The following is a 21,289-nucleotide window of genomic DNA, read 5'->3' as shown; positions in this document are numbered from 1 at the left end:
CGTCCGGTGGGGCGGCGCGTCTGCGGTCCGCCGCCCCTCCCCCCCTCCCGCCCGGCCCGCCCCCGTTGTGTTTGTTCTCGGGCCCCACCCCCCCCCCAAACCCCCCCACGACCGCGGCCGGTTGGGTTTCTTGGGCAGCAGGTCGTAGAGGCCCTTGCGGGCGCCGTTGTCGTTGACGTTGCGGGCCACCGCGACCTCCGAGATGAAGTCCTCGAAGACGAACTCCTCGTCGGCCGGGACCACCGCGGGGGCGGCGTTCTCCGCCAGGTACCCGTCGAGGGTCTCCGCGATCTCGCGGAAGGACAGCGCCTGCAACGTCTCCGGCGCGTAGGTGGTCACCGGGACGCCGTGCGCCGCCGCCTCGTTCATCACCACGCCCAGCGGCAGGTGCGACAGCATCGGGATGCCGAAGTCGTACATCTCCTGCAGCGCCGCGGCCGCGTAGTGCGAGATCGGCCGCCGGTACAGGCTCGGGACCAGCCCGAACCAGGACAGCGGCTGCCGCCCGACGGTCTGCTCGACGTACCGGACCTGGTCGGCCAGCAGCCGCAGCGCGCGGATGCTCGTCTTGTCCGGCTGGACCGGCACCAGGATGCCGTGCGAGGCCGCCAGCGCGTTGTTCGTCAGCACGTCCAGCGCCGGCGGGCAGTCGATGACGCAGTGGTCGTAGTTGGCGAACTGAATGACCCGCGCGAGCTGCCAGCCGGGGACGCGGAAGGAGTCGAGCCGCCGGATCAGGTCGAACATCCCCGGCGACGTCGGCACCACGTCGAGCGCGCCGCCCTTGCCGAGGTTGCTGCGCGGGTGCGGCACGACGAGCTGCTCGATCGGGCCCTTCCACGTCTTGGCCAGCGCCTTCGCCAGGCTCGGCTGGTCCGCGGCCACCTCGGACAGCCCGAGCATCTCGGTCGTCGCGTGGCCCTGCGGGTCGAGGTCGACCAGGAGCACCCGGCGGCCCCGCTCGGCCAGTGCGGCCGCCGTGCCGACGCTCAGTGAGGTCTTGCCGACCCCGCCTTTCTGGTTGACCACCGAGGTGATCTGCATGCCGGAGCGCTCCTCAAGTCGGTCGTTCCGCGAAGGTTATTGGATGCGGGCCCGTTGTGGGTGGCTATCCGCCCCCGGCCTGTCGCGGCCGGACCATCAGGGCCTGGGCACCGGTGGCCACCGGGCCGTCGGCGTCGTGCAGGATGCTGGTCGCCGTGCCGATGCCGTGCGCGCCGACCAGGGTGACCGCGTCGAGGCCGATCCACTCGCCCCGCGGGATCCGCCGCAGGTGCACGGTGAGCTCGGCGTTGATGAACCACCACTTCCGCGGGTCGAGGTAGTTCGACACGCCGTTGCCGGAGTCGGCGACGGTGAACAGCCGCTGCAGGCCGCTCGGTTCCTCGCCGTCGACCAGCGGGACGCGCTGGCGGACCCAGACGGCCGCCGGGCCCGGCACGTCCATGCCGCCGCGCACCGCGCGCCACTCCATGGCGTCCAGGTAGCCGCCCTCCCAGCCGTCCGGCCACGGTGACTCGCCGACGCTGCCGGGGCCGGGCAGCAGCGGGCCGGCGTCGGTGCCGGCTTCCGCGGTGTCCGAGGTCGCGATGCGCCACGCCGACGCCCGCGCCACCACGCGCTCGGCGCTCGCCAGCTCGGCCTGCAGCAGCTCGACCGACCGGCCAGGGCGTTCGACCCGGGCCCGCACGGTGAGCTCGGCGACCGGTGCCGGGCCGAGGATTTCCACGGTCACGCGGGCGAGTTCGGCCGGATGAGCGGTTTCGACGGTTTCGAGGGCGCGGACGAGCAACGCCGACGGCGGGCCGAAGTGCTGGGCGTCCGGGGTCCACGGCCCGGCCGTGTGCGCGGTCGCGGAGAACCGGCCTTCGCCGAGCGGGACGTAGAAGGCGTCGGCCATCAGTCGGCCCGATCCAGCGGAGTCTCTTCGCCCGCGCCGGGCTCCGGCCAGCCGGGGTACTCCGGTGGTGTGCCGCCGTACTCGGGGCAGTGGGCCTGGTGGTCGCACCAGTTGCACAGCTTGCTCTTGTTCGGCCGGAAGTCGCCGGTCTTGCCCGCCTTCAGGATGGCCTGCCAGATGGCTTCCAGCGTGCGCTCGAAGCGCAGCAGCTCGGCTTCGTCCGGTGTGTAGGCGAGGGACTGGCCGTCGGTCAGGTACATGAGCTTCAGCTGACGGGGCACGATCCCGCGCAGCCGCCACAGGACCACGGCGTAGAACTTCATCTGGAACATCGCCTTGGCCTCGCCGATCTCGCGCGGCGCGGCACCGGTCTTGTAGTCGACCACCCGGATCTCGCCGGTCGGCGCGACGTCGAGGCGGTCGATGTAGCCGCGCAGCAGGACACCGGAGCCGAGCTCGATCTCGACGTGCAGCTCGCAGGCCTCGGGTTCGAGGCGTCGCGGGTCTTCGAGGTCGAAGTAGGCGTCCAGCAGCTTTTCCGCCGACCGGAGCCATTCCGCGTGGTCCTCCGGCTTCTCGCCGTCGAACAGCCCGGTCCATTCCGGACGGTCCGCGGAGAGGTCCGTCCAGGCCGGGCCGAGCAGCTCGCGGGCCTGGGCGGGCACGCGCTCGGCGGCCGGGAGCGCGAAGAGCCGCTCCAGGACGGAGTGGACGAGCGTGCCGCGCAGCTGGGCCTTGGTCGGGACCTCCGGCAGCCGGTCGACCGCGCGGAACCGGTAGAGCAGCGGGCACTGCTTGAAGTCGCTGGCCCGTGACGGCGACAACGCGGGCCGCCGCCGGACCTCGGTGGCGACGGCGGAGGCGGGGGTGTCCGTGGTGTCGGTGGTGACGGTGTCGGCGTCGGGCATGGGCAGAGCGTAACGCCGGGGTACGACAGTTCCGGCGACCGCAACGCCCGCCACCCCCGCGGGCCGGTCCCGAGCGACACCGGTGGGGGCCGGATCACCCGGTACCCACACCCGGGGCTCTAGGCTCTCCGCATGGCCGCGACCAGTGAACAGGGCACCGGGGGCACCCGGCAGGCCGTCCGCTCGGACGGTGGCCTCGTGCTGTTCCGGGTCGCCGGGGTGCCGGTGCTGCTCGCGCCGTCCTGGTGGGTCGGCTCGCTGATCGTCGTCGTGCTCTACGCGCCGCTGGTCGGGCGGCTGCTCCCGGAGGCGTCGACCACGACGTCGTGGTTGCTCGCGGGCGCGTTCGCGCTGCTGCTGGGCCTGTCGGTGCTGCTCCACGAACTGGGGCACTGCCTGGTCGCGCTGCGGCTGGGGATCCCCGTGCGGCGGCTGCGGCTGTTCCTCCTCGGTGGCCTGTCCGAAGTGGCCCGCACGCCGAAACGGCCGGGCGACGAAGGCCTGGTCGCCGCGGCCGGGCCCGCGGTGTCGCTGCTGCTCGGCGGGTTCTGCGGCCTGCTGATGTTCGCCGTGCCCCCGGACGGCGCGGTCTGGCTCCTGGTGGCCGAGTGCGCGGTGGCGAACCTCGCCGTCGGCGTGTTCAACCTGCTGCCCGGGCTGCCGCTGGACGGCGGACGGCTGGTCCGCGCCGGTGTCTGGGCGGTCACCGGGATCCGCGCCAAGGGCACGCGCGCGGCGGTCGCCGGCGGTGCGGTCGTGGCCGCGGGCCTGCTGGTCTGGGCCCTGTGGGGCCTGGCGACCGGCAGCCCGGACCGCTGGCTGCGGCTGGGCGTGTGCGTCGTGACGGCGTGGTTCGTCGTCCTCGGCGCGCGGTCGGAGCTGGCCGCCGAAGCGCGCCGCACGTGGCCGGAAGGCCTGGTCCTCGGCGAACTGGTCCGGCCGGTGCTGCAGCTGCCCGCCGAGAGCCCGGTGTCGGACGCGCTGGCCGCGTCGGCGGGCCGGGGCGTGGTCCTGGTCCGCGCCGACGGCGTGGCGGCCGGGCTGCTGGACGAAGGCGCGGCGGAGCGGCTCGCGAGCTCCTCGCCGCACGCCCCCGCCGAGTTCGCGGCCGAGCCGATCCGGGCCGAGACCGTGCTGCTGGCGTCGGAACCGGGGGAGGACGTCGTCGAGCGGGTCCGCGAAACCGCGGCGTGGCAGTTCCTCGTGGTCGACGACGAGGGCCGCCCGGCGGGCGTGCTGCGCCGGGAGGACCTGCGCGCCGCGCTGAACCGCCGTACCCGCTGAGCCCCTGCACCGCGCGGCCTGCGAAGATCTGGTGTCGGCCAAACGGGTTACAGCAGGAGGAAGTGTTGTCGGTCAGCGGACCGTTTCGCGCGGGTGATCGGGTGCAGTTGACCGACTCGAAGGGGCGGCACTACACCCTGACGCTGGCCACCGGTGGTGAGTACCACACCCACCGCGGCGCCCTGGCCCACGACGACCTGATCGGCCGCCCCGAGGGCTCGGTGGTCACGTCCGCGGGCGGGTCGACCTACCTCGCGCTGCGCCCGCTGCTGCCGGATTACGTGCTTTCGATGCCGCGCGGCGCGCAGGTGATCTACCCGAAGGACGCGGCGCAGATCGTGATGTGGGGCGACATCTTCCCGGGTGCGCGCGTGCTGGAGGCCGGCGCCGGCTCCGGCGCGCTGACGTGCTCGCTGCTGCGCGCGGTCGGCCCGGCCGGGCGGGTGCACTCCTACGAGATCCGCGACGACCACGCCGAACACGCCGAGCGCAACGTGGTGAAGTTCTTCGGCGAGAAGCCCGCGAACTGGTCGCTCACGGTGGCCGACCTGGCGTCGCACGAGGGCGAGGTCGACCGGGTCGTGCTGGACATGCTGGCGCCGTGGGACCAGCTGCCGAACGTGGCGGCCCACCTGGTGCCGGGCGGGGTCCTGACGGTCTACGTCGCGACGGTGACGCAGCTTTCGCGCGTCACGGAGTCGCTGCGCGAGCAGCAGTGCTGGACCGAGCCCGAATCGTGGGAAACGCTGATGCGCCCGTGGCACGTGGTGGGCCTGGCGGTCCGCCCCGACCACCGGATGGTCGCGCACACGGCGTTCCTGCTCACCGCCCGCCGGCTGGCCGACGGCACCGTGTCCCCGCGGGTCTCGCGCCGTCCGAGCAAGGGCAAGGGCTGACCGGAGTGTCGCCGCGCCGGGTTGTCGGTGGCCGCGGCCGGACGATCGAAGCGGGTGCCGCGTCCGAGCCGGAGCGCGCCGACCTGCCCGGGGTCCTCGCCGGCGCGACCACCCGCCGGCCCGGCGGGTGCACGCCACCGGCCTAGCCGGGCACGCACCAGCGGCCGTTCTCCTTGTGCAGCGGGAAGGGCGTGTCCTTCGTCCCGCCCGCCGCTTCGACGTGCACCTTCGCCGTCGCGGACTCGCCGCGCAGCTCCGGCGGGGCGGCCAGCCTCGCCGTGACCGGGCCGGCCGCGTCCCACGTCCGCTGCAGGCCCGCGAGCGCCTCGGCGGTCTGCGGGCGGCACGTGAGCTTCCCGAACGCCGCCGAGTCGTGCCGGGCGATCGCGTCGACGATCGAGCGGGCCAGCACCGCCACCGCAGCCGTGTCGGCTTCGTCGGGCGCGGCCGGGGGTGCCGGCGGGCGGGTCGACGGCGACGGCGTGGCCGACGCCGCGGGCGGGGCGCCGGCCGGGGCGATGAGCAGCAGCCCGAGCACGACGCCGGCGCCGGCCACGCCGATCAGGACCAGCCCCGCGGCGAACGCGCGGTTCACCGCCGCCGGGTGCTCACGAGCCGTCCGCGTGGACGTTCGACAGGCACCAGAGCCCGGATTCCTTCTGCGCCGACATCGTGCCGACCTTGGTCTTGCTGCCGTCGGTGGCGGAGTAGCGGACGGTGGCCTTGTCGCCGGTCTCCTGGGGCGTGTCGGTCAGCTTCACCGTGACCTTCGGGATCTCGCCCGTGGTGCCCTCGTAGACGCTGCGGCAGATGGTGTCGCCCAAGGCCTTCTCGTCGCCCGCGTTGTAGGCCGTGATCGTCGAGTCGAACAGCTCCTGGGAGCTGGCCTTGCCGCCGGGGGCCGGGCCGCCCGCGGGCTTGCTGCTCTTCGACGTCGGGCTGGTCGGCGCGGTGCTCTTGGGCTTCGGGGTGGACGCCTTCGGCGCCGTCGTCGGCGCCGCCGAGCTGCTGCTCGCGGGCGGCGCGGCGGTCTGCGTGTCGTCGCCGTTCAGGAGGACGAACGCGGTCACGCCGCCGCCGACGAGCAGCACGGCGGCCGCCGCGATGCCGACGATCAGGCCGGTCTTCTTCTTCGGCGGGGGCGCCTCGCCGAAGCTGCCGCCGCCGTACGGGTCGTGGCCGCCGAAGGACTGGGGCTGCTGGCCCCACTGGTCCTGCTGCCCCCACTGGTCCTGGCCGTACTGGGGGTAGCCCTGCTGGGGCTGAGGGCCCGTCTGCGGCGGGTAACCGCCCTGGCCGGGCTGGTCGTACCCGCCGGGCTGGCCGTACTGCTGCGTGCCGCCGTCGTAGCCGCCGGGCTGGCCGTACTGCTGGGTGTCGTCGTACGGGCCGGGCTGGCCGAACTGCTGGGTGCCGCCGTAGCCGGGCTGCGGCTGGGGGCCGCTCTGCGGGTAGCCGCCCTGCTGGGGCTGGCCGTACGGCCCGGGCTGCTGCCCGTAGCCGCCGGGCTGCTGGCCGTAGCCGCCCGGTTGCTGCGGCGGGTAGGTCATGACGGGTGCCCCCTCGCGTTGCTTCGATGGCGTCCGGCCGTCGGGCCGGTACGACGTCGCCCGATGCTAGCCACCGGGCCGTCCCGCCGCGCGGTTAGGGCGGAACTGACCGGTGTGCCACGCGGGGGTTGGCACTCTCGCGGGCGGGGTACTCCCGTCGTGCTTGCTTCGTTCCGGCCCGGCCGGACCCGCGACACACCGGCGCCACGGCACCGAAATGGCCGCTTGCGCTGCGGGAATGTCCGTGCTGGAGGGGGCAGGCAAACCGCGACGCGCCGATCTTGTGATCCGGAAAGGCCTTTTCTTGTCGGTGATCGCCGGTACCGTGGAATGAAAAGCACTCCGAGGAGGTGCCCGATGCATCATGACCTTCCCGGAGGTCGGCGCAAGGAGGCCGACCCTTCAGCAACATCCGGAGCTGGGACGACGGCGGACGAGCAGGCTCGGCAGATCCGTTTTCTCGAGGAAGAAGTGGCGCTGCTGCGCCGCAAACTGACGGACTCGCCACGGCAGAACCGGGTTCTCGAACAGCGGCTCGCCGAGGCCTCGGAAAGGGTGAGCCAGCTCACCGAACGCAACACCAAACTGGTCGAAACCCTGCGCGAAGCGCGAGGACAGCTCCTCGCCCTCCGCGAGGAGGTCGACCGGCTGGCCCAGCCACCGTCCGGGTACGGCGTCTTCGTCGAGGCGTACGAGGACAACACGGTGGACGTCTTCACGGCCGGCCGGAAGATGCGGGTGTCGGTTTCGCCCGCGGTCGAGATCTCGTCGCTGCGTCGCGGCCAGGCGCTGCGGCTCAACGAGGCGCTCACCGTGGTCGAAGGCGGCGGTTTCGAACGCACCGGTGAGGTGTGCGCACTGCGCGAGGTGCTCGCCCCGGACGTCGAGGGCGGCAGCCCCCGCGCCCTGGTGGTCGGGCACGCGGACGAGGAGCGGGTGGTCCTGCTCTCCGATCTGCTGGCCGAGCAGCCGCTCAAGCCGGGCGACTCGCTGCTGGTCGACTCCAAGGCCGGCTACGCGTACGAGCGCGTGCCGAAGGCGGAGGTCGAGGACCTGGTGCTGGAGGAGGTGCCCGACGTCCGCTACGAGGACATCGGTGGCCTCACCCGGCAGATCGAGCAGATCAGGGACGCGGTCGAGCTGCCGTTCCTGCACGCCGACCTGTACCAGGAGTACCAGCTGCGGCCGCCCAAGGGTGTCCTGCTCTACGGCCCGCCGGGCTGCGGCAAGACGCTCATCGCCAAGGCGGTGGCGAACTCGCTGGCCAAGAAGGTGGCCGAGGCCCGCGGCGACGCGGCGGACGGGAAGTCCTACTTCCTGAACATCAAGGGCCCCGAGCTGCTCAACAAGTTCGTCGGGGAGACCGAGCGGCACATCCGCCTGATCTTCCAGCGGGCGCGGGAGAAGGCCTCCGAGGGCACCCCGGTGATCGTGTTCTTCGACGAGATGGACTCGATCTTCCGGACCCGTGGGTCGGGCGTTTCGTCCGACGTCGAGACCACGATCGTGCCGCAGCTGCTGTCGGAGATCGACGGTGTCGAAGGCCTGGAGAACGTCATCGTCATCGGCGCCTCCAACCGCGAGGACATGATCGACCCGGCGATCCTGCGGCCGGGCCGGCTCGACGTCAAGATCAAGATCGAGCGTCCGGACGCCGAAGGCGCGAAGGACATCTTCTCCAAGTACCTGGCCGAAGGCCTGCCGATCCACGCCGACGACCTCGCCGAGTTCGGCGGCGACGCCAAGGCGACGTTCGACGCGATGATCCAGCACACCGTCGAGCGGATGTACGAGGAGAGCGACGAGAACCGGTTCCTCGAGGTGACCTACGCCAACGGGGACAAGGAAGTCCTGTACTTCCGCGACTTCAACTCGGGCGCGATGATCCAGAACATCGTGGACCGGGCGAAGAAGTCGGCGATCAAGTCGGTGCTGGAGACCAAGCAGCCGGGTCTGCGCGTCCAGCACCTGCTCGACGCGATCGTCGACGAGTTCGCGGAGAACGAGGACCTCCCGAACACCACCAACCCGGACGACTGGGCCCGGATCTCCGGCAAGAAGGGCGAGCGGATCGTCTACATCCGCACGCTCGTCACCGGCAAGAACCAGGACTCGGGGCGGGCGATCGACACCGCCACGAACACCGGTCAGTACCTGTAGGGTTCCGAACGCACGGTGGGGCGGTCGCTTCGGCGGCCGCCCCGCCGGCGTGTCTAGCGGCGGACGAGCTCGGCTTCGGCGGAAGTTGAGCGGCGCAGGCGCAACCTGCCGTGTGCGGCCAGGATCCCCAGCACCACCAGCAGCGCCCCGGCCGGCTGGTGCCAGCTCACCGGTTCCCCCAGCACCAGCACGCCGAGCAGCACGCCGACCACCGGCGTCAGGTACGTCACCGCCGAGGCGTTGGCCGCGCCCCAGGCCGCGATGATCCGCGTGTTCCAGGCGTACGCGATCCCGGTGCCGAAGACGCCGAGCGCGATCATGCTCGCCACCACCGGCAGGTCCAGGTGCACGGGCGTCGCCGCGACGAGCGGGCTCAGCAGACCCAGGATCACCGTCGCGGACGCCGTCTGGCCGAACGCGACGACCACCGGGTCCGTCCCACGGGGTGAGACGAACCGGCGCAGGTACACGAAACACGCGCCGTAGCACGTCGTCGCGCCGAGGCAGGCGAGCTGGGCGGTCAGCTGGTGGGACACGTCGATGCCGTGCCACACCCCGACGATCGTCAGCACCCCGAGGAACCCGAGCAGCAGGCCGAGCACCCGCGGTGGCGTGAACCGCTCGTCCGGCAGCGCCGCGGCCGCCAGCAGCATCGTGATCAGCGGCGTCGTCGCGTTGAAAATGCTGGCCAAACCGGACGAAATGTACTGTTCCGCCCACGAGAACAACAGGAACGGCACCACGCACAACAGCACCGACACCGCCGCGAGGTGGCCCCACAGCACGGGATCGCGGGGGAGCGGCCGCCGGCGCGCCAGCAGGATCCCGGCCAGTGCCAGCGCGCCGAGCGCCACCCGGGCGAGCGCGATCTGGCCGGGGGAGAGCCCGTCGAGACCGACCTTGATGAACAGGAAACTCGCACCCCACACCACGGCCAGCAGCGCGAACCGCACCGTGACCCCGAACTCCGCCAGTCGCATGGCCGCAGTCAAACCGGCGGACCGGCCGCGAAGCCAGTGGTTTTCCGACGCCGCGTTGTGTATAACGGCCTATACCATGGGGCGAGAATGGCGGGCTGCAGTCGAGTACGTCGAGGCCCGCACGGACGGGCCGCCGCTGCCCGACGGCCTCGACATCACGATCCACTTCCACCCGGACCGGCTGGTGGGGGACGTGCCGCTGCTGCGGCACTGGCTGACCGACGGCGTCTACCGTTCGCAGTTCGAGACGAGGACGAGCAACGGCGGCCTGACCGCGCACCGGGGCGGGGACCGGTGGCGCTGGGAACACCGGATGTTCGGCGGCGTCTACGACGAGGCGCCGCCGTCGGCCCGGCCGAAGTACGGCTCGCTGAACCACCGCCGCCGCCCGGCGGGCGGCTCGGTCCGCTTCGGGTCGGCGCACTTCCGGCTCGCGCGGGATGTGCTCGCGCGCACGACGTTCTGCTACCCGGACAGCTTCCACGAGCCGGCGCACTTCGGCACGCGCACGCACTTCCCGCTGCTCCCGCTCGTCGAGGCCGACGCCCCCGACGAGCTCGACGACTACGTCGAGGCCCACGTGCACGGCCCGCTGCGGCTGCCGGACGACGTCGCGGCCCTGGTGCTGGACCCGGCCTTCCGCGGCACCGACGTCGAAGCCGCGGCCGCGGAGTTCCCCTTCCCGGTCCACTGGCACCACGGTTTCCGGCTGCCGGTGGCGGACCTCGCCGCGCACGCGGACTACCGCGGCGCGGACACCGTGCGGGCCGGCGAAGCCATCGCCGAGGACGGCTGGCTGGACGCCCGCGTCATCGGCGACGCCGTCCGCGCCGGCCGGCACGATCCCCAGGTGCTCAAGCGCGTGTGGCACTGCACCGCGCGGTTCGGCCTACGCGGGTAGCAGCGCCTCGGTCAGCCGGCGCCAGTGCGGCATGGCCGAGGTGCCCGGTTCGACGCCGATGACCTGGACGCCGACGTGGTCGGCGCCGGCCTCCAGGTGCCGGCGCAGCTTCGCGGTGATCGTCTCGAGGTCGCCCCAGAACACGAGGTCGTCCACGAGCCGGTCGCTGCCGCTGTCGATGTCCTCCTCGGTGTAGCCGAGCCGGAGGAACTTCGCGATGTTGTACGGCGTGGTCAGGTACGGGTGCAGGTGCTTGCGGGCGGTCTCGCGCGCCTTGGCCGCGTCCGTCTCGAACAGCACGGCGTGCTCGACGCCCAGGAACGGCTCCGCCCCGAGGATCTCCCGCGCTTGGGCGGTGTGCTCCGGGGTCACGTGGTAGGTGTGCGCGCCCGCCGAGCGGTCGCGGGCCAGTTCCAGCATCTTCGGGCCGTACGCCGCGAGGATCCGCCGCACCGGCGAGCGCGGGGCGGGGTTGACCTTGGTGTCGATGTCGAGGGCATCGAGGTAGTCGCTCATCGCCTGCAGCGGCTTCGCGCCGGGCTTCCCGGCGCCGTAGCCGAGCCCGAGCAGGTGGCGGTCCGGGTATGCGTCGGCCAGCAGCAGGGCGCCGCCGCGGGTCCACTGCGCCTCGCGGGACCAGATCTGCGCGATGCCGTTGACGACGGTGAGGCGTTCGGTGGCCGACAGCAGGAAGCCGGCGTGCGTCAGGGCCTCGCGCCCTTCGCTCTCCGGGATCCAGATCGCCGGCCAGCCGAGTTCTTCCAGCTCCTGCACGGAGTCCCGGATCAGGCCGGCCGGCTGGTCCTCGAAGTCGAACGTCCAGATCCCGTAGCGGCCGAGCCGCATGTTCTCGATCATACCCATAAATCGAAGTATCGCAGATTTGCGATATGAAGCAAGGAAGGGGTGTCCAGATCGGGGAGCGGAGGGTCAGAGGGAGCGGCCGAGGGTGGCGACGAGCTCGGCGATCCGGGCTTCGTCCCGCTTGTAGTGCGTCCACTTGCCGACGCGCGTCGCACGGACGAGACCGGCCCGCTGCAGCACCGCCATGTAGGCCGACACGGTCGACTGCGCCAGCCCCAGCTTCTCCTGGATGTGGCTCACGCACACGCCGACCTCCACCGGGTCGGCGATCGCCCGCTCGACCGGGAAGTGCCGCTCCGGCTCCCGCAGCCACTGCAGCACCTGGAGCCGGACGGGGTTCGCGAGCGCCTTGAACACGTCGAGCAGCTGCTCGACGTCGGCCGGGGAGGAAGTGTGCGTCGTCATGGTGTCGCGGCCAGTATATCGGCGTATAACGATCTATACTCACGGCCGTGACCGAAGAAACCCGGCCCCGCGCGCCCATCACCGAAGCCGACGTCCTGGCCTGGCTGGAGACGACGGCGGCCGCCGTCGAAGCGGGCGAAGTGGGCGCCCAGGAACTCATCGACATGCTCGGCGAGCTGCGCCGCGCGTCCGCGGCCTGCGCCGACGCCTCGGACTGGCTGCTGCTCGCGGCCCGGGAGGGCGGCGCCAGCCTGCGCCAGATCGCCCCCGTCTTCGGCAAGGGCTACGTCCGGGCCCCGGCCGCGCGCCTCGAGAAGCTGCACCGGCAGGCGCAGACCTCGGGGCAGTGGCTGGCCATCCTGCGGCACAAGCAGACGGCATGAGCGTGGAGCGCATCGCACTCGGCCTGGCGGCGCTGGGCCGTCCCGCGTACATCAACCTGGGCCGGGACGGGGCGCTGCCCCCGGTGCGGGACGTGGCTTCGATGCGCGCGGCGACGTTCGCGGTGCTCGACGACGCCTACGCCGCGGGTGTCCGGCACGTCGACGTCGCCCGGTCCTACGGGCGCTCCGAGGAGTTCCTGGCCGGCTGGCTCGCCGAGCGCGGCCACGCCGACGTGGAGGTCTCCAGCAAGTGGGGCTACGCCTACGTGGGGGAGTGGCGGGTCGACGCCGACGTGCACGAGGTGAAGGAGCACTCGGCGGCGCGGTTCGCCACGCAGTGGGCGGAAACCCTGGCGCTGCTGGGGGATCGGGTCGGGCTCTACCAGGTCCATTCGCTCACTGTGGACAGTCCGCTGTTCGCCGACGAGCCGTTGCTGGAAGCTCTCGCGGAGCTGGCCGCGAACGGGGTCGCGGTCGGGTTTTCGACGTCCGGGCCGGCCCAGGCGGACGCGATCGAGCGGGCGTTCGCGCTGGAAGCGGCCGGGCGGGGAGTGTTCTCGGCGGTGCAGTCGACGTGGAACGTCCTCGAGCCGTCCGCGGGGCGGGCCCTGGCCGCGGCGCACGCGGCCGGGAAGCGCGTGCTGGTCAAGGAAACCCTGGCCAACGGCAGGCTGGCGGTCGAAGCGCCGGCGGTGGTCCGCGAGATCGCGGCGGCGCACGGGAGCGGGCCGGACGCGGTCGCGGTGGCCGCGGTGCTGGCGAACGACTGGGTGGACCGGGCGGTCGTCGGCCCGGCGAGCCCGGCGCAGCTGGCGGCGAACCTGCGCGCGACGGCCCTGGAACTCACCGCGGCGGAACGGGACGCGCTGGCCGCGCAGGCCGAGGAACCCGGCGCGTACTGGCGACACCGGTCCTCCTTGGCGTGGGACTGAGGGGCTGCACTACCCTTCGCAGGCACGCCACGGACGACGGGAGGCCGGAGCAGGTGCGTCATCGGCAGGCGGTCGCGTTGGCCGCGGTCGCGTTGGTCGGCCTCACCGGCTGCGACGGGCCCGACCCGAACAACCTTGAGACGTACTACGACGATCCGGTGCCCACGTCGGCGGCCGCGCCGGCGGCGCCGAAGACGTCGCAGGCCCCGGTGAGCCCGCCGCAGGTGACGCCGGCGGCGTTCGACGCCGGCAAGCTCGCGGCGCAGGCGTTGCTGACCGACGCCGACGTCGCCGAGGAAGGCGTGCAACCGGGCTCGAGTGAGGTTTCGGGTTGCCTGGCGGACGGTCCGGCAGCGGGCAGCAGGACCGCAACCTGGCGCTATTCCAGCGGGTCGGTGCTGAGCCACCGCGTCGTGGCGTTCCCGGACCGCTCGGCCGCCCGGGCCGTCGCGGAAAACGAGTGCGCGGGCAAGACGGTGAGCGTCCCCGTGCAGCCCGGGGTCGAGGTGCAGCAGGCCTGGCGCGACGGCAAGACCTGCACGGTGCTCCTGGCCAAGGGAAGGCTCGTGTCCGAGCTGACGGTCTCGGCGAGCACCGAGGCCCGCGCGGTCGACGCGGCGAAGCGGCTGCTGCCCGCGATGACGGCGAAGCTGGCTGCTCAGCCGTAGCGGCGGAACCACTCCTGGACGCCTTCGCGGCCGTCGGGGATGAACGGCAGCTCCGGGGCCGGGTCGTCGACCCACGCGCGCAGCTCGTCGAGGGTGACCCAGCGGCCTTCGACGATCTCCTCGGCCTGGTGGCGGATCGGGCCGTCCCAGCGGACCTCGAAGGCGAAGTTGTGGCAGCGGTTGCGCCCGTCGTCGTAGACCTTGGTGAACAGCGGCACGGGTTCCACTCCCTGGACGCCGAGCTCTTCGGCGAGTTCGCGGCGGGCGCACTCGGCCGGCGTCTCGCCCGCGGCCACCACCCCACCGGCCCAGCAGTCCCAGGTGGAGGGGAACACGTCCTTACCGGGCGTGCGCAGGTGCACGTAGACCGCGGTTCCGTCACCCGAACGGACCAGGACGACACCGGCGGCGTGCCACAGCGCGCCGGCGCGGACCCGGGCCCGGGTGGTGCTGCCCACCACTGCTCCGGCCTGGTCATAGAGGGCAACGAGTTCGTCACTGCCTGGCATGGGTGCATCGTTCCACTAGGACGACCCCGTAGGGTGGGGACATGCGGCGGATCATGGGAACCGAAGTCGAGTACGGCATCTCCGTGCCGGGCGACGCGACGGCGAACCCGGTACTCACCTCCACCCAGGTCGTGCTGGCCTACGCGGCGGCGGCCGACATCCCGCGTGCCCGGCGGGCGCGCTGGGACTACGAGGTGGAGAGCCCGCTGCGGGACGCGCGCGGGTTCGACCTGACCGGCCCGGGCGGGCCGGGGCACGACCCGGACGTCGAGGACCTGGGCGCGGCGAACGTCATCCTCACCAACGGGGCGCGGCTGTACGTCGACCACGCGCACCCGGAGTACTCGGCGCCCGAGGTGACGAACGCGCGCGACGCGGTCATCTGGGACAAGGCGGGCGAGCGGGTGATGGAGGAGGCGGCGATGAAGGCCGCTTCCGTGCCCGGTCAGCCACAGCTGCAGCTGTACAAGAACAACGTCGACGGCAAGGGCGCGAGCTACGGCACGCACGAGAACTACCTGATGGCGCGGTCGACGCCGTTCACCGCGGTGATCGCCGGGCTGACGCCGTTCTTCGTCTCGCGCCAGGTGGTGACCGGCTCGGGCCGGGTCGGCATCGGCCAGCAGAGCGAAGAGGCGGGGTTCCAGCTCTCCCAGCGCGCGGACTACATCGAGGTCGAGGTCGGCCTGGAGACCACGCTGAAGCGCGGGATCATCAACACCCGCGACGAGCCGCACGCGGACGCGGACAAGTACCGGCGGCTGCACGTCATCATCGGCGACGCGAACATGTCGGAGTACTCGACGTACCTCAAGGTCGGGACGACGGCGCTGGTGCTGGACCTGATCGAGTCGGGCATCCGGTTCGACGACCTGAAGCTGGACGAGCCGGTCAAGGCGGTGCACCAGATCAGCCACGACCCGACGCTGAAGGTGCAGGTCGCGCTGGCCAACGGCAAGAAGTACACCGGGCTCGACCTGCAGTTCGCCTACCACGAGATCGCCTCGCAGAACCTCGAGCGCACCGGCGCCGACGAGGCCTCGAAGGAGGTCCTGCGGGTCTGGGGCGAGGTGCTGGACGCGCTGGCGCGCGACCCGCAGGAGTGCGCGGACCGGCTGGACTGGCCGGCCAAGCTGCGGCTGCTGGAGGGCTACCGGCAGCGGGACAACCTGGCCTGGGGCGCGCCCCGGCTGCGGCTGGTCGACCTGCAGTATTCGGACGTGCGGCTGGCGAAGGGCCTGTACAACCGGCTCGTCACCCGCGGGTCGATGAAGCGCCTGGTCACCGAGGAGGAGGTGCTGGCCGCGGTGACGACGCCCCCGTCGGACACGCGGGCCTACTTCCGGGGCCGGGCGCTGGAGAAGTACGCGACGTCGATCGCGGCGGCTTCGTGGGATTCGGTCATCTTCGACGTCGGCAAGGAGTCGCTGGTGCGGATCCCGACCCTCGAGCCGCTGCGGGGGACGAAGGCGCACGTCGGCAAGTTGCTGGACAACGCGGCGACGGCGGAGGAGCTGGTGGAGGCGCTCACCGGTTCGGACTAGGCGGTTGGCACACCGATCGCGGCGTTGCCCCGAATGTCGGGGCCGCTGGGTAGGCTAGGAAACATCAGCCACACCGGGAGGCGAGATGGCCCAGGAAAAGATCGAAAAGCACGGCGGTGGTGACTCCGACGAGGAGTTCGACGACACCGGCGCGGCGGGTCAGGAGCGGCGCGAGAAGCTCGGCGAGGACGTCGACACGATCCTCGACGAGATCGACGACGTGCTCGAGGAGAACGCCGAGGACTTCGTCCGGGCCTACGTGCAGAAGGGCGGCGAATAGCCGCACCGGGGCACTGCCCCCCTTGCCGACCGTTCAGCAGGCGGCCGGGGCTCCGCGTGGCGTCCTGCACGCGGGGCTCCGGCCCGCACAGATGGGATTTTTGAGCACGTATGGACAACACCAGGGGCATCTCGGGTCCCGCGCTGCCTGCGGCGTACTTCTCCTCGGCGACGTCGTCGTTTTCGGACTTCCTGCGCGTGCAGGCGCCGGAGCTGCTGCCCGAGCGGCGCGTGGCGCCGGGCGCGGCTGAGCTGGGCATCCCGCACGGCACGACGATCGTGGCGTGCACCTTCGCCGGCGGCGTGCTGATCGCGGGTGACCGGCGGGCGACGTCGGGGAACCTGATCGCCAGCCGCGACATCGAAAAGGTGCACGTCACCGACGAGTATTCGGCGGTCGGCATCGCGGGCACGGCGGGCCTGGCCGTGGAGATGGTGCGGCTGTACGCGGTCGAGCTGGCGCACTACGAGAAGATCGAGGGCGTCTCGCTGTCGCTGGACGGCAAGACGAACAAGCTGGCCGGGATGGTCAAGGCGAACCTCGAGATGGCGATGGCCGGGCTGGCGGCGATCCCGCTGTTCGTGGGCTACGACCTCGAGGCCGAGGACGCCAAGCACGCGGGCCGGATCGTGTCGTACGACGCCGCGGGCGGCCGCTACGAGGAGAACGGCGGCTACGCGGGCATCGGCTCGGGTTCGCTGTTCGCGAAATCGGCGTTGAAGAAGCTGCACGACCCGGACGCCGACGTCGAAGGAGCGGTGCGGGTCGCGGTGGAGGCCCTGTACGACGCGGCGGACGACGACACGGCATCGGGCGGCCCGGACCTGGTGCGGCGCATCTTCCCGAGCGTCGTGACGATCACCGCGGAGCACGGAGCGGTGCAGCTGTCGGAGTCGGAGACGGCGGCGGTGGCCGAAGCGGTGGTGGCCGGCCGGATCGAGCGCCAGCAGCGCCGGCTGTCCTGACACCGGGGCTTGAACCAGTGAACGTTGGAACACCGAAAGACCTGGAGCGCACACCGTGACGATGCCGTTGTATGCCTCTCCCGAGCAGCTGATGCGGGAGCGTTCCGAGCTGGCGCGCAAGGGCATCGCGCGCGGCCGGAGCGTGGTGGTGCTGAAGTACGCGGGCGGCGTGCTGTTCGTGGCGGAGAACCCGTCGGCGACGTTGCACAAGGTGTCCGAGATCTACGACCGGATCGGCTTCGCTGCGGTCGGGCGCTACAGCGAGTTCGAGAACCTCCGCGTGGCGGGCATCCGGCACGCGGACCTGAAGGGCTACCAGTACGACCGCCGCGACGTGAGCGCCCGGGCGCTGGCGAACGCGTACGCGGCAACGCTGGGCAGCATCTTCACCGAGCAGCTGAAGCCGTTCGAGGTGGAGGTCTGCGTCGCGGAGGTCGGAGCGAGCTCGGCGGAGGACCAGCTGTACCGCCTCACGTACGACGGTTCGATCTTCGACGAGCCGCAGTACGTGGTGATGGGCGGCCAGAACGAGAAGATCGCGGCCAAGCTGAAGGAAACGTTCGAGGACGGCCTGGACCTGCAGGCGGCCTTGGGCGTGGCGGTGGCGGCACTGCGGGCACCGAGCCAGCCGGCCCCGTCGACCTCTTCCTCCTCGGCGTCGTCATCGTCGGCGAACACCGCATCGAACGGCAACGGCGACGCGGACCCGATCAAGCTGGAGGTGGCGGTCCTGGACCGCGACCGCCCCCGCCGCGCATTCCGCCGCCTGACCGGAGCAGCCCTGGACACGCTCCTCCCGGTCCCGGATCCCCAGGGCGAGGAGCCGGAGAGCAAACCCGAAGGCGAGTAAGCAAGCAAGCGAAGCGGGGCGCAGCCACAGGCGGCGCCCCGCTTCCTTTCGCCCGCGGCCACCCGTGCAGGCTCCTCAAGCGCCCCAAGGCGGCCTTGGTTGCGTCCGACGCACCGAAGGCCACGGGGGCGCTCGAAGCGCGGCGGGGCGGAGGCCCGGACCAGCCCAACAACCACCCGAGCCGACCAACCACGCCAGCCTCCGGCCACACCCCCCTGCCGACCCGATACGCAGCCGCCTCAGCGGCCGACAGGCCGTGTCAAGGCACGCTTTCCCGCCTTGACAAGGCCTGTCGGCCGTTGAACAATCCGGCGTTCGGGCCGGCGGGACCACTTAGCCGCGAGTTCCGACCGGATCCACTTAGCCGCGCGTCCAGGCCACATCCCGGCAAGACGCAACGATCACGACGCCGCAGGAGGCGTCCGGAAGTCCTGATCGGCAAAGGCCAGCAGGTAAGGCAGAGTGGCCCGAGCGGTGTGCCAGGTGTGGTTGAACCCCCGCTCGGCATGAACCACCGCCTCCTGCCCCCGGGCATGCAGCGCATCGGCGATCCGCCGGGCGGTGGCCACATCCGTCGGCGCCCCGGTCCCCACGGCGAGCATCACCGAGATCGGCGCCGGGAACTTCATCGTCGGCAGGTACCGCCGAGGCGTGTTGGCGGCAATGGCCTGCCGGTTCCCGTCGAGGATCCCGACCGAGTCGTTGAGATCGTCGTACGGCAGCGCGATCACCAGGGTGGCGAACTCGTCCACGTGGTGCAGCCCGATGTTGAGCGCACCGAACCCACCTCCGGACATCCCGCCCAACGCCCGGTGCGCCCGATCGGCCAGAGTCCGGTAGCGCTGGTCGATGGCCGGCACGACGGTGCCGGCCAGGTAGGTCTCCAGCTGCGGACCACCCGGCACGTTGAGGCACTCCCAGTCGGTGCTGGGGTTGCCTGCGGTCAGGTCGACGCTGACCACGATCATCGGCGCGATGACGTTGGCCTGCTGCAGCGCGGTGAGCGAGCCCGGGGCGTCGCCGGAGGTGAGCCAGTCGCGGGGCCCGCCGAAGGGGTAGCCGTGGATCAGGTAGACGACCGGGTAGCGGCGGGTGGTGTCGCTGTCGTACCCGGGCGGGAGGACGACGTAGTTGCTGCCCGACGGGATGCCGTTGGCCGGGTCGGGGAGGTTGACGACGTCGATCCGCTGCCCACCGGCCGCCTGGCCGGCACCGGGGTGCGCCGTGGACGACGACGCGGAGTCCGAGGACGACGACCCCGACGACGGCTCGGGGGCCTCCTTGCCGTCGTCGAGCAGGCGGCCGGCGAAGTTGACGACGCCGGGGCCGCGCTGCAGGAGCCGGGCCAGGTCGTCGGAGGTGCGGACGTACCCGACGTAGCTGTTGAGCGCGGTGACCGACGCCAGCAGCAGGAGCACGCCGACGGCGGTGAACCCCCAGCGCCGGACGCGGCGGCGGTACCAGAGCGCGACCACGACGGAGAGCACGGCCACGGCGGCCGAGGCGAAACCGAGCCAGATGAGCGGCGACTCCAGCGGGCCGAGGTCGCGGGCGCGGGCGGTGACGTCACCGGGCAGCACCGGGTCGCTCGCGGCCCGGTGGATGACGCTCGCCAGGCCGTGCCCGTCCATCGAATCCCCGCTCGTCCCCTGGTCACGGGCAGGAGGGCCCGCAACTCGATCACGAAGCTAGCCGGGGGAGCCTGTGGGTTCGTTGAGAGAAGGTAAAGCAACCTTCAGGGCCGGTAGAGCGTCAGGGCGCTGGACCGCGACCGGAAGCGGAACCGGTTGCCGAGCGGGCCGACCTCGCCGTCGGTGGCGACGCGGCGGTTGCCGTCGAGCAGCTCGACGTCCAGTTCCGGCAGGTCCAGCTCCTGGTAGACGTGGCTGGCGGCGAGGCTGCGGGTGATCATCGCGAGCAGGAACCGGGCGCGGGAGTAGGGCAGGTCGGCGCGCAGGTAGCGGATGTCGAGGAGGCCGGTGTCGAGCGCGGGCCGCCGGCTCGGGGCGAACCCCTTCGGCGCGTACGTGCCGTTGCCGACGAACAGCAGCCAGACCTGCGTCCGCTTGCCGTTGAGCCGGACGGTCAGCGGCTTGGCGTGCCGCAGCGTCCTGGCCAGCGCGATCGCCGCCGAGGGCCACTTCGGGTGCTTTTCCTGCAGCTTCTCGCGCAGCCGGACCATCTCGGGGTAGCCGCCGAGGCTGGCGGTGTTGACGAACCAGCGGTGGGCCGGGTCGCCGGCGCCCTCGATCTCGACTTCGCCCAGGTCGACGCGGACGGCGTTGCCGACCTCGGTGGCCGCGTCGGCGTCGGGCATCGAGGTGACGCCGACGTCGCGGGCGAAGTGGTTGAGCGTCCCGGCCGGGACCAGCGCGAGCGGCAGGTCGCGTTCGGCGGCGACGGAGGCCACCGCCGCGACGGTGCCGTCCCCGCCCGCGACGCCGAGCGCGCGGATCGTGCCGCGGGCGTCGATCTCGGCTTCGAGCTGGGCGCGCAGGTCCTGCTGCGGGTCCGGGTAGAGCAGCGTGGCCTTCGGCCAGGCGTACTTGACGTCCTCGGTCGGGTCCTGGCCCGCGATCCCGGAGTTCGGGTTGACGACGGCGAGCATGTCCTCGCCGTCGACCATCTCGGAGGCGTCCGCGTCGTGGGCGGTGCGGCCCGGGACGTCGTCGTGCAGCGGCCACCAGTGCCGGGTGGCGAGGCCGACGCCGACGCCGATGCCCAGGCCGACGCCGACGTCGGAAGGCCAGTGCACGCCGGTGTGGACCCGTGAGTAGGCCACCGCCAGCGCCAGCGGGGCCACGGCCAGCCCGGCCCGGGGCGACTCCATCGCGACCGCGGTGGCGAAGGCCGCCGCGGACGCCGAGTGCCCGGAGGGGAACGACGAGGACGTCGGGCGTTTCCGCAGGCGGCGGTGCACGGGCGTCTCTTCCTCGGCCGGACGGCGGCGCGGGAAGAGCGGCTTGCCGATCAGGTTGGCCGCGGCGCTGGCGCCGGCGATCGCCACGACCCCGCGCAGCGCCGCGCGCCGCGTCGGGCCCTTCTGCACTGCGAGCACCGCGGCGACGCCCCACCAGAGGCGGGACTTGTTCGCCGATCTGGACAGCGTCATCAGCGCGTCGTCGGCTTTCGTGGCCGGGAGGGCGGCGGTGCGCCGCATCAGGGCGCGGTCGGTGCGCCCCACCCGCCGGAAGGCCTGGATCAGCTGGTGTGTCAAGGAGTCGCCTTCCCCGAGTCGTCAAGAGCAGTGCTCCAATCGTGCCTGAATCGGGGAGTTTTCACCGTCTGTGGCATACCGGGGGCGTGTCGA

The 21,289-nt window shown here is 72.2% G+C and carries 21 protein-coding genes and 1 pseudogene; 11 read left to right on the top strand and 11 right to left on the bottom strand.

Annotated elements, in window-relative coordinates; genetic code table 11:
- Positions 1-111: 111 nt before the first annotated feature.
- The 3 genes and pseudogenes from ACWEGE_RS02475 to ACWEGE_RS02465 all read right to left on the bottom strand — a co-directional run.
- Positions 112-1,044: pseudogene (locus tag ACWEGE_RS02475) on the bottom strand (ParA family protein); the annotation flags it as partial.
- A 64-nt stretch (positions 1,045-1,108) separates the two neighbouring features.
- On the bottom strand, positions 1,109-1,900 hold the full coding sequence (locus ACWEGE_RS02470; protein WP_449658672.1) for a thioesterase family protein: 792 nt from the start codon (positions 1,898-1,900) through the stop codon (positions 1,109-1,111).
- Positions 1,900-2,808 carry a RecB family exonuclease gene (locus ACWEGE_RS02465; RefSeq protein WP_449658671.1) on the bottom strand — a complete coding sequence of 303 codons (909 nt, stop codon included), beginning with the start codon at positions 2,806-2,808 and terminating at the stop codon, positions 1,900-1,902. Before ACWEGE_RS02465 ends, ACWEGE_RS02470 begins: the two co-directional genes overlap by 1 nt.
- Before the next feature lie 132 nt (positions 2,809-2,940).
- Here ACWEGE_RS02465 and ACWEGE_RS02460 point away from each other — a divergent pair, with 132 nt between their 5' ends.
- Positions 2,941-4,092, top strand: coding sequence for a site-2 protease family protein (locus tag ACWEGE_RS02460; protein WP_449658670.1), 1,152 nt, complete (start codon positions 2,941-2,943; stop codon positions 4,090-4,092).
- 65 nt (positions 4,093-4,157) lie between these two features.
- Positions 4,158-4,988 carry a tRNA (adenine-N1)-methyltransferase gene (locus ACWEGE_RS02455; protein ID WP_449658669.1) on the top strand — a complete coding sequence of 277 codons (831 nt, stop codon included), beginning with the start codon at positions 4,158-4,160 and terminating at the stop codon, positions 4,986-4,988.
- A 142-nt stretch (positions 4,989-5,130) separates the two neighbouring features.
- Here the strand turns inward: ACWEGE_RS02455 and ACWEGE_RS02450 are convergent, their stop codons facing one another.
- Positions 5,131-5,583, bottom strand: a complete 453-nt coding sequence (locus ACWEGE_RS02450; protein ID WP_449658668.1) for a hypothetical protein — start codon at positions 5,581-5,583, stop codon at positions 5,131-5,133.
- A 13-nt stretch (positions 5,584-5,596) separates the two neighbouring features.
- A complete protein-coding gene (locus ACWEGE_RS02445) occupies positions 5,597-6,538 on the bottom strand; it encodes a hypothetical protein (RefSeq protein ID WP_449658667.1) in 942 nt (313 codons plus the stop codon).
- 357 nt (positions 6,539-6,895) lie between these two features.
- On the opposite strand from ACWEGE_RS02445, the gene arc reads away from it, so the two are divergent.
- Positions 6,896-8,698 (top strand): proteasome ATPase, encoded by a 1,803-nt coding sequence (gene arc / locus ACWEGE_RS02440; RefSeq protein WP_449658666.1) that lies wholly within the window; start codon positions 6,896-6,898, stop codon positions 8,696-8,698.
- 53 nt (positions 8,699-8,751) lie between these two features.
- On the opposite strand, the gene ACWEGE_RS02435 is transcribed toward arc, so the two are convergent.
- Entirely contained in the window at positions 8,752-9,678 is a 927-nt protein-coding gene (locus ACWEGE_RS02435; protein WP_449658665.1) for a DMT family transporter, read from the bottom strand.
- 76 nt (positions 9,679-9,754) lie between these two features.
- Here ACWEGE_RS02435 and ACWEGE_RS02430 point away from each other — a divergent pair, with 76 nt between their 5' ends.
- Positions 9,755-10,579, top strand: coding sequence for a DUF3626 domain-containing protein (locus tag ACWEGE_RS02430; protein WP_449658664.1), 825 nt, complete (start codon positions 9,755-9,757; stop codon positions 10,577-10,579).
- On the opposite strand, the gene ACWEGE_RS02425 is transcribed toward ACWEGE_RS02430, so the two are convergent.
- Together ACWEGE_RS02425 and ACWEGE_RS02420 are read right to left on the bottom strand one after the other, a co-directional pair.
- Positions 10,568-11,443, bottom strand: coding sequence for a TIGR03620 family F420-dependent LLM class oxidoreductase (locus tag ACWEGE_RS02425; protein WP_449658663.1), 876 nt, complete (start codon positions 11,441-11,443; stop codon positions 10,568-10,570). The genes ACWEGE_RS02430 and ACWEGE_RS02425 overlap by 12 nt on opposite strands.
- 66 nt (positions 11,444-11,509) lie before the next feature.
- Positions 11,510-11,848 carry an ArsR/SmtB family transcription factor gene (locus ACWEGE_RS02420; RefSeq protein WP_449658662.1) on the bottom strand — a complete coding sequence of 113 codons (339 nt, stop codon included), beginning with the start codon at positions 11,846-11,848 and terminating at the stop codon, positions 11,510-11,512.
- 47 nt (positions 11,849-11,895) lie between these two features.
- Between ACWEGE_RS02420 and ACWEGE_RS02415 the strand changes: the two genes are divergently transcribed.
- Genes ACWEGE_RS02415 through ACWEGE_RS02405 form a run of 3 tightly spaced genes read left to right on the top strand, consistent with a single transcriptional unit; the run spans position 11,896 to position 13,831 of the window.
- Positions 11,896-12,231 (top strand): hypothetical protein, encoded by a 336-nt coding sequence (locus tag ACWEGE_RS02415; protein WP_449658661.1) that lies wholly within the window; start codon positions 11,896-11,898, stop codon positions 12,229-12,231.
- Positions 12,228-13,163 (top strand): aldo/keto reductase, encoded by a 936-nt coding sequence (locus ACWEGE_RS02410; protein ID WP_449658660.1) that lies wholly within the window; start codon positions 12,228-12,230, stop codon positions 13,161-13,163. The genes ACWEGE_RS02415 and ACWEGE_RS02410 overlap by 4 nt, the downstream gene beginning before the upstream one ends.
- 53 nt (positions 13,164-13,216) lie before the next feature.
- The gene (locus ACWEGE_RS02405) at positions 13,217-13,831 is read left to right on the top strand and encodes a hypothetical protein (protein WP_449658659.1); all 615 of its coding nucleotides are present in this window, start codon (positions 13,217-13,219) and stop codon (positions 13,829-13,831) included.
- Here ACWEGE_RS02405 and ACWEGE_RS02400 read toward each other — a convergent pair.
- Positions 13,822-14,340, bottom strand: a complete 519-nt coding sequence (locus ACWEGE_RS02400) for an NUDIX hydrolase (RefSeq protein WP_449658658.1) — start codon at positions 14,338-14,340, stop codon at positions 13,822-13,824. The genes ACWEGE_RS02405 and ACWEGE_RS02400 overlap by 10 nt on opposite strands.
- 41 nt (positions 14,341-14,381) lie before the next feature.
- Here ACWEGE_RS02400 and dop point away from each other — a divergent pair, with 41 nt between their 5' ends.
- From dop to prcA, 4 genes are all read left to right on the top strand, one after another.
- Positions 14,382-15,884, top strand: coding sequence for a depupylase/deamidase Dop (gene dop, locus ACWEGE_RS02395; protein ID WP_449658657.1), 1,503 nt, complete (start codon positions 14,382-14,384; stop codon positions 15,882-15,884).
- An 85-nt stretch (positions 15,885-15,969) separates the two neighbouring features.
- Positions 15,970-16,164 carry a ubiquitin-like protein Pup gene (locus ACWEGE_RS02390; protein WP_013226725.1) on the top strand — a complete coding sequence of 65 codons (195 nt, stop codon included), beginning with the start codon at positions 15,970-15,972 and terminating at the stop codon, positions 16,162-16,164.
- Positions 16,165-16,274: 110 nt separating this feature from the next.
- Complete coding sequence (gene prcB / locus ACWEGE_RS02385; protein ID WP_449658656.1) at positions 16,275-17,129, top strand: proteasome subunit beta; 855 nt, start codon at positions 16,275-16,277, stop codon at positions 17,127-17,129.
- 55 nt (positions 17,130-17,184) lie between these two features.
- Complete coding sequence (gene prcA, locus ACWEGE_RS02380) at positions 17,185-17,979, top strand: proteasome subunit alpha (protein ID WP_449658655.1); 795 nt, start codon at positions 17,185-17,187, stop codon at positions 17,977-17,979.
- A gap of 401 nt (positions 17,980-18,380) precedes the next feature.
- On the opposite strand, the gene ACWEGE_RS02375 is transcribed toward prcA, so the two are convergent.
- Entirely contained in the window at positions 18,381-19,610 is a 1,230-nt protein-coding gene (locus tag ACWEGE_RS02375; protein ID WP_449658654.1) for an alpha/beta hydrolase, read from the bottom strand.
- 104 nt (positions 19,611-19,714) lie between these two features.
- The gene (locus ACWEGE_RS02370) at positions 19,715-21,139 is read right to left on the bottom strand and encodes a phosphatase PAP2 family protein (RefSeq protein ID WP_449658688.1); all 1,425 of its coding nucleotides are present in this window, start codon (positions 21,137-21,139) and stop codon (positions 19,715-19,717) included.
- Positions 21,140-21,289 lie beyond the last annotated feature (150 nt).

The sequence above is a fragment of the Amycolatopsis sp. NPDC004747 genome, from assembly GCF_053601335.1.
The sequence above is the reverse complement of the archived record's forward strand: the minus strand, read 5'-3'. Positions and strand labels throughout refer to the sequence as shown.

Excerpts from the sequence above, each read along its gene's own strand:
- ACWEGE_RS02470 (WP_449658672.1), bottom strand. The coding sequence starts at position 1,900 with ATGGCCGACGCCTTCTACGTCCCGCTCGGCGAAGGCCGGTTCTCCGCG.
- ACWEGE_RS02465 (WP_449658671.1), bottom strand. The coding sequence starts at position 2,808 with ATGCCCGACGCCGACACCGTCACCACCGACACCACGGACACCCCCGCC.
- ACWEGE_RS02460 (WP_449658670.1), top strand. The coding sequence starts at position 2,941 with ATGGCCGCGACCAGTGAACAGGGCACCGGGGGCACCCGGCAGGCCGTC.
- ACWEGE_RS02445 (WP_449658667.1), bottom strand. The coding sequence starts at position 6,538 with ATGACCTACCCGCCGCAGCAACCGGGCGGCTACGGCCAGCAGCCCGGC.
- arc (WP_449658666.1), top strand. The coding sequence starts at position 6,896 with ATGCATCATGACCTTCCCGGAGGTCGGCGCAAGGAGGCCGACCCTTCA.
- ACWEGE_RS02435 (WP_449658665.1), bottom strand. The coding sequence starts at position 9,678 with ATGCGACTGGCGGAGTTCGGGGTCACGGTGCGGTTCGCGCTGCTGGCC.
- ACWEGE_RS02430 (WP_449658664.1), top strand. The coding sequence starts at position 9,755 with ATGGGGCGAGAATGGCGGGCTGCAGTCGAGTACGTCGAGGCCCGCACG.
- ACWEGE_RS02425 (WP_449658663.1), bottom strand. The coding sequence starts at position 11,443 with ATGGGTATGATCGAGAACATGCGGCTCGGCCGCTACGGGATCTGGACG.
- ACWEGE_RS02420 (WP_449658662.1), bottom strand. The coding sequence starts at position 11,848 with ATGACGACGCACACTTCCTCCCCGGCCGACGTCGAGCAGCTGCTCGAC.
- ACWEGE_RS02410 (WP_449658660.1), top strand. The coding sequence starts at position 12,228 with ATGAGCGTGGAGCGCATCGCACTCGGCCTGGCGGCGCTGGGCCGTCCC.
- ACWEGE_RS02400 (WP_449658658.1), bottom strand. The coding sequence starts at position 14,340 with ATGCCAGGCAGTGACGAACTCGTTGCCCTCTATGACCAGGCCGGAGCA.
- dop (WP_449658657.1), top strand. The coding sequence starts at position 14,382 with ATGCGGCGGATCATGGGAACCGAAGTCGAGTACGGCATCTCCGTGCCG.
- ACWEGE_RS02390 (WP_013226725.1), top strand. The coding sequence starts at position 15,970 with ATGGCCCAGGAAAAGATCGAAAAGCACGGCGGTGGTGACTCCGACGAG.
- prcB (WP_449658656.1), top strand. The coding sequence starts at position 16,275 with ATGGACAACACCAGGGGCATCTCGGGTCCCGCGCTGCCTGCGGCGTAC.
- ACWEGE_RS02375 (WP_449658654.1), bottom strand. The coding sequence starts at position 19,610 with ATGGACGGGCACGGCCTGGCGAGCGTCATCCACCGGGCCGCGAGCGAC.
- ACWEGE_RS02370 (WP_449658688.1), bottom strand. The coding sequence starts at position 21,139 with ATGCGGCGCACCGCCGCCCTCCCGGCCACGAAAGCCGACGACGCGCTG.